The organism is Micromonospora sp. ABR4_055, from assembly GCF_056160425.1.
Genome location: NZ_JBSWXD010000250.1, coordinates 1 through 6,188, shown reverse-complemented (window position 1 = coordinate 6,188; position 6,188 = coordinate 1). Strand labels below are relative to the sequence as shown.

Here is a 6,188-nt window from a genome sequence, read left to right as displayed (position 1 = left end):
TAGTTTGGTTCCCTAACAGTGGGTCACGACCATGGATCGGGGTGGTACTTGTGTCGTTTTGGCTCTTGTTTTGCGGGTGGTGGGAGCCGGACCGTTCGTACCGAACAGCTCAGAGCGGGCGGATGTTGGCCGCCTGCGGGCCCTTCTGGCCCTGGGTGATCTCGAACTCGACCCGCTGGTTCTCGTCCAGGCTCCGGTAGCCGGAGGACTGGATGGCGGAGAAGTGGGCGAACACGTCGGCACCGCCCTCATCCGGGGTGATGAAACCAAAACCCTTGTCCGCGTTGAACCACTTGACGGTGCCTACTGCCATGTAACTCTTCTCCTTGATGGAACGATCGGACCCGAGACTGCCTGCGGGCCGATGTGAGATCCGCGCTTACTACGCGGACCGGCGTCGCGGTGCTGATCGCCCCATCCGGAACAGAGTCCGGACACAACAAAGAGCGCCTGGGCCGAGACCCCACAGGCGCTCGCACTGTCACTGTGACCGGCCGGCCGGCGGGTAGCACCGGGGACGGCACGGGGAACCAATACTGCAACACCGCCAGGCTATCACGAATCCGACGTGCCACCCAGCAACGGCAGATCATTGATCAGCTTCGCCAGCCCGGCCCGGTCCAGCAGGTCAGCCGGCCGCACGGTGACACCGTCGCGCACGTAGTGGAACGCGGCCCGGACCTGCTCCACCGGCACCCCGGCCAGGTCCGCCCAGGCCAGCCGGTACGCGGCGAGCTGCACCGCCGCCGCGGCTTCGGCCACCCCGGTCGGCTGCCGCCCGGTCTTCCAGTCGACCACGTCGTACCGGCCGCCCGGACCGGCGAACACCGCGTCCATCCGGCCACGAACCACCACCCCGGAGATCACCGTGGCGAACGGCACCTCCACCTCGACCGGCACCCGGCCGGCCCACTCGCTGGCCAGGAACCGCTCCTGCAGCTCCAGCAGGGCGTCGTCGGGTGCCGCGTCGGCGTCGGCGGAACCGGGCAACTCGTCGACGTCCAACAGCCGGTCCGCGCCGAAGCGCTGCTCCAGCCAGGCGTGGAACGCCGTCCCCCGCCGGGCGTACGGATCCGGTCGACCGGGCAGCGGCCGGCGCAGCGTCCGGGCCAGCCCGAACCGGTCCCGACGCAAGGCCACCAACTGCGACACCGACAACTGGTCCGGCAGCGGCACGTCCACCGGCCCGACCCCGTGAGCCAGCTGGTCCCGCTCGGCGAGCAGGATCCGGGCCTCCGCCCACCACCCCGCCGACGGCTCATCGTCCGGCGGGTCGACCGGCCGGTCCATCGCCTGGCGGACCAGGTTCGCCGCCTCCGTCATCCGGGGCCGCTGCGCGCCCAGCGGATCGGCCGGCCACTCGGCCCGGACCGTCACCTCGTCGATCGGGTTCGCCGCGCCCGGCAGCGGCTCCGCCGCCCAGTGGTCCACCACCCCCGCGCCGGCCAGGCAGTCGTCGTGGATCTCCCTGAGGAACACCGACGGCCCACGGTGCCGTTTCACCCCGGCGCCCCACCAGTAGCCGGAACAGAGCAGCAGCCGGCGCGGCCGGGTGACGGCCACGTACGCCAGCCGCCGCTCCTCCCGCTCGTCGTGCTCGCGCCACCGCTTGCTGAACTCGGTCAGCTCCCGCTCCACCGCCTTCTGGTCCTCGGCGTCGTCGAGGACCAGCGCCGGCAGGCCATCCGCGTCGCCGCGCAACGGGAACGGCAGCACCCCGAGGCCGTACAGGTAGTGGTCCGAGCCGCGCACCGCCCCCGGCCAGACGTCGCGGGTCAGCCCGGCCACCGCCACCACGTCCCACTCCAGGCCCTTGGCGGCGTGCGCGGTGAGGATCTGCACCGCGCCGGACACCACGTCGATCTCGCCGGGGCTCAGCCCGCGTTCCTCGTCCTCGGCGGCGTCCAGGAACGCCAGAAACGCCGACAGGGTCGCGGTGTCCGACTCACCGGCGAACCGGGCGGCGACGTCGCCGAGCGCGTCCAGGTGCCCGCGGGCCAGCCCGGCGTCACCGCCGCCGGCCCCGCCGGCCCGCACCGCCACCTCCACGTCCAGGCCGGTGGTCCGCTCGACGTCGGCGATCAGGTCCGGCAACGACTGGTCCAGGCGTTGCCGCAGCAGGGCCAGCTCCCGGCCGTACCCGCGCAGCCGGGCGTAGCCCTCCGCCGAGTACAGCTGGGCCGGCCCCGGATCGGCCAACGCCTCGACCAGGCTGGCCTCGTCGAGCCGGTCGACGACGATCTCCGGCTCAGCCGCCCCGGCCCGGGGCAGCTCCCGCCGGGCGTCGGCGATCGCCCGGGCCCGCCGGTGCAGCGCCACCAGGTCCCGGGGACCGATCCGCCACCGGGCCCCGGTCAGCAGCCGCAGCAGCGCCGCGCCGTCGGTCGGATCGGCCAGCACGCGCAGCGTACTGACGACGTCGCGGACCTCCGGGGTGTCCAGCAGGCCGCCGAGACCGACCACCTCGACCGGCAGGCCGCGGGCCCGCAGCGCCGCCTCGACCGCCGGGATCTGGCTGCGCACCCGGACCAGCACCGCGCTGGTCGGCCGGGCGTCGACCGGGATCTCGTCACCGCGACCCGGCTCGACGCCGGCCGCCCCCCGCCAGGCCGCCAACATGCCGTCGGCGATCCACTCGGCCTCGTCGAGCACCGTGTCCAGCAGCGCGCAGTGCACCGTCGCGGCCGGCGCGCCCCGGGCCGTGCGGCCCGGAATCGGCGGAGCGACCTTCGCGGCGGCGGCCAGCGCCGCCACCCGGGCCCCGGCGGTCCGCAGCGGGCCGGACAGCTGGTTGGCGACGCTGAGGATCTCCGGCCGATTGCGCCAACTGGTGGTCAGCGTCAGCGACCGGGCCGGGGTGCCGTCGGCACGGGCGAACTCGCCGGGGAACCGGTCCAGGGTGCCGGCGCTCGCCCCGCGCCAGCCGTAGATCGACTGGCACGGGTCACCGACCGCGACCACCGGATGCCCGCCGCCGAACAGCGACCGCAGCATCACCACCTGGGCGTGGCTGGTGTCCTGGTACTCGTCGAGCAGCACCACCCGGTAGCGGTCCCGCTCCAACTCGCCCACCGCCGGATGGTCCCGGGCCACCTGCGCCGCCCGGGACATCTGGTCGGCGAAGTCCATCGCCTCGAAATCGGCCTTGCGCTGCTGGTACGCCCGGACCAGCGGCAGCAGCCGCAGCCGGATCTGCTGGATGGTCAGCGCCCGCCGCACGTCGGCGTACACCCGGCCGGGCCGGGACTGCACCTCGGCGAAGAACCGGCCGGTCCAGCCGGCCAACTGGTCCGGGGTGACCAGGTGCTCGGCCAGTTCCCCGGCGAGCGCCAGCACCGCGTCGGTGACCGTGCCCGGCGCCCGGTCCACCTCGGACATGTCACCGTCGTAGTTGCGGACCAGGAAGTCGACGATCTGCCAGCGGGACGCCTCGGTGAGCAGCCGGGCCGACGGCTCGTACCCGGCCCGCAGCCCGTGTTCGGTGACCACCCGGGCGGCGTACGAGTGGTAGGTCGCCACCATCGGCTCGCCGGCCAGCGGATCCTCCTCCTCCCGGCGACCCTGCCGGCCGAGCTGGCGGACCAGTTGTCCCAGCCGGGTCCGGATCCGGTGGGCCAGCTCACCGGCCGCCTTACGGGTGAAGGTGAGGCCGAGCACCTGCTCCGGGCGTACCTGGTCGTTGGCGACCAGCCAGACCACCCGGGCGGCCATCGTCTCGGTCTTGCCGGACCCGGCCCCGGCGACCACCAGCAGCGGCTCCACCGGGGCGGCGATGATCGCCGCCTGCTCCGGGGTCGGTGGCGGCAGTTTCAGCAGCCGGGACAGCTCCTGCGGGGTGTAGCGCGGCCCGGCGTCAGGGCGGCGGCGCGGCGGCGGAGCGGCGGCGAACAACGACTGCTGCGTCATCCGTGCTCCGCTGGTGGTTCGACGACCTGCCGGCCCTTGCCGGAGACCGGGCAGCTGGTCTTCACCGGGCAGACCCGGCAGCTGGAGTTGGCCACCGCCGAGAACGTCGACGCCGCCATCGTCTGGGCGGTACGGCGGACCATCGCCGTCGCCCAGCCGGCGTCGTCGGTGTCGGCCAGCGGCTCCTGCTGCTGCTCCTTCGCCTCCTTCACCGGGGTACCGAGCTGGACCAGCGCCGCGCCACCGGCGTCGTCGCCGTACTCGGCGAACGCCCCCGCCTCGACCGCCGCCTGGTAGGCACCGAGCTGCGGATGCTCGGCCAGCTCGGCGGCGGTGACCGAGGTCGACTTGCCGGTCTTGAGGTCGATCACCACCAACCGGCCGTCGGCGTCGATCTCCAACCGGTCCACCCGGCCGGTCAGCTCCACCGGCTGCCGCGGGTCGTCCAGCCGTACGGTGAACTCGTGCTCGATCGCGAGCAGCCGGCGCGGGTTGCTGGCCAGCCAGCGCAGCAGCTTGTCGACCATGCCTTCGGCGCGGGCCAGCTCCGGACCGGCCATCCAGCGGGCGGCCAGGTCGATCGCGTCGAACCGGGCCGCGACGTACTCCAGCAGTTTCGCCCGGTCGACGCTGGCGTCCTCGGCGAGCATCGCCGCCGCGTGCACCAGGTTGCCGACGCCGGCCGCCGCGCTCGGCTCGCCCCGGCCGCCGTGCCGCTCCAGCAGCCAGCGCAGGCTGCACCGCAGCGCGCTCTCCATGGTCGACGGGGTGACCCGGACCGACTCGCCCTCGTCGACCAGCGGCCGGTCGTCGGAGAGCGGCCGCAGCCCCCACCAGTCGTCCGGGTGGGCACCGGGCACCCCGGCGACCGCCAGCCGGCCGAGCACCGCCGCCGCCTCCTGCCGGCGCTGCGGCTGCGCCGTCTGGTCGGTGACCACGGTACGCAGCTCGGCGACCAGCGCCGGCAGGGTGAGCGACCGGGGCGGCCGGCCGACCGGCAGGGTCGGCAGCTCCTCGCCGTCGGCATCCACCGTCGACACGCCCAGCTCGTGCAGGAACCGGCTCGGCTGCTCCTCGTGGTCCAGCCCGCCGACCCCGGCGGAGGCGACCGCGGTGACCAGCAGCCGTCGGCGGGCTCGGGTCACCGCCACGTAGAACAACCGCCGCTCCTCGTCGAGCAGCGCCGACGTCTGCGCGACCAGCGACGCGGTGAGCCCGGCGCCGTCGGCCCGGCCGGTCAAGACATCGACCAGCCGTTCCGAACCGAGCAGGCTGCCGCGCAGCCGCAGGTCCGGCCAGACACCCTCCTGCACCCCGGCGACCGCCACCACGTCCCATTCGAGGCCTTTCGCGGCATGCGCGGTGAGCAGCCGGACCGCTTCGCCGCGGTCGCCGCTCGGCGCCAGGGTGTCGGCCGGCAACTGCTGGCCGAGCACATGGTCGAGGAAGACCTCGGTCCGGGCACCCGGCAGCCGATCGACGAACCGCGCGGCCGCGTCGAACAGCGCCATCACGGCGTCCAGGTCCCGGTCCGCCGCCGCGGCCCGCCACCGCGCCCCGGCGTCGGTCACCCCACCGACGGGTACGGTGCCGGCCGGCCCGCCCGGGGTCCGGCCGCGCAGGATCGCGCCGAACCACCGGTCGGCCAGACCGCTGGTCTGCCACACCGCCCAGAGCACATCCTCGGCGGTCGCACCCGGCCGGGCCGCGGTGTCCCGGGCGGTGGCCAGCAGCGCCGCGACCGCCTGCGCCGGTGCCGCCCAGCGGCGTTCGATCGCGGCCAGCTCCGCCGGATCGCGCAACGCGTCGACCAGCAACTCACCGGAGGGACGGCGGTCACCGGCGGCCAGCGCCAGAGCCCGCAGCCCTTGCCGCAGCCGCCGCTCGGCCAACGGATCCGCCCCGCCCAGCGGGGAGTGCAGCAGCGCGACCGCCGCCTCCTCGTCCAGCCGGTCCGGCTCCAACGCGCAGCGCAGCAGCAACAGCAACGGCGCCACCGCCGGCTGCCGGTGCAGCGGCAGGTCCTCCGCGTGCACCACGGTCGGTACGCCGGTGACGTGCAGCGCCCGCTGCAGCGGCGGCAGCTGCAGCGTGGTGGAGCGCACGATCACCGCCATCCGGGACCACGGCACCCCGTCGATCAGGTGCGCCACCCGCAGCGCGTGCGCCAGGTAGCCGGCCTCGCTGGTCGCCGAGCGGAACACCCGTACCGCTACCGGGTCGGCCCGGTCCGGCGTCGCGCCGTCGGCCGGCGGCGGGTCGGCCGGCGACCGACCGACCGG

3 protein-coding genes are annotated in these 6,188 nt (G+C 74.6%); all 3 read right to left on the bottom strand.

The window, feature by feature from the left end; all coding sequences use genetic code 11:
- Positions 1 to 109: 109 nt before the first annotated feature.
- A complete protein-coding gene (gene cspE, locus ACXAHD_RS31050; protein ID WP_123605346.1) occupies positions 110 to 313 on the bottom strand; it encodes a transcription antiterminator/RNA stability regulator CspE in 204 nt (67 codons plus the stop codon).
- Between the two features lie 242 nt (positions 314 to 555).
- Entirely contained in the window at positions 556 to 3,906 is a 3,351-nt protein-coding gene (locus tag ACXAHD_RS31045; RefSeq protein ID WP_289212234.1) for an ATP-dependent helicase, read from the bottom strand.
- A partial coding sequence (locus tag ACXAHD_RS31040; RefSeq protein ID WP_475055003.1) for a PD-(D/E)XK nuclease family protein occupies positions 3,903 to 6,188 on the bottom strand: 2,286 nt, incomplete at its 5' end. The genes ACXAHD_RS31045 and ACXAHD_RS31040, both read right to left, overlap by 4 nt.

Coding starts and splice junctions, on each gene's coding strand:
- cspE (WP_123605346.1), bottom strand. CDS start 313: ATGGCAGTAGGCACCGTCAAGTGGTTCAACGCGGACAAGGGTTTTGGT.
- ACXAHD_RS31045 (WP_289212234.1), bottom strand. CDS start 3,906: ATGACGCAGCAGTCGTTGTTCGCCGCCGCTCCGCCGCCGCGCCGCCGC.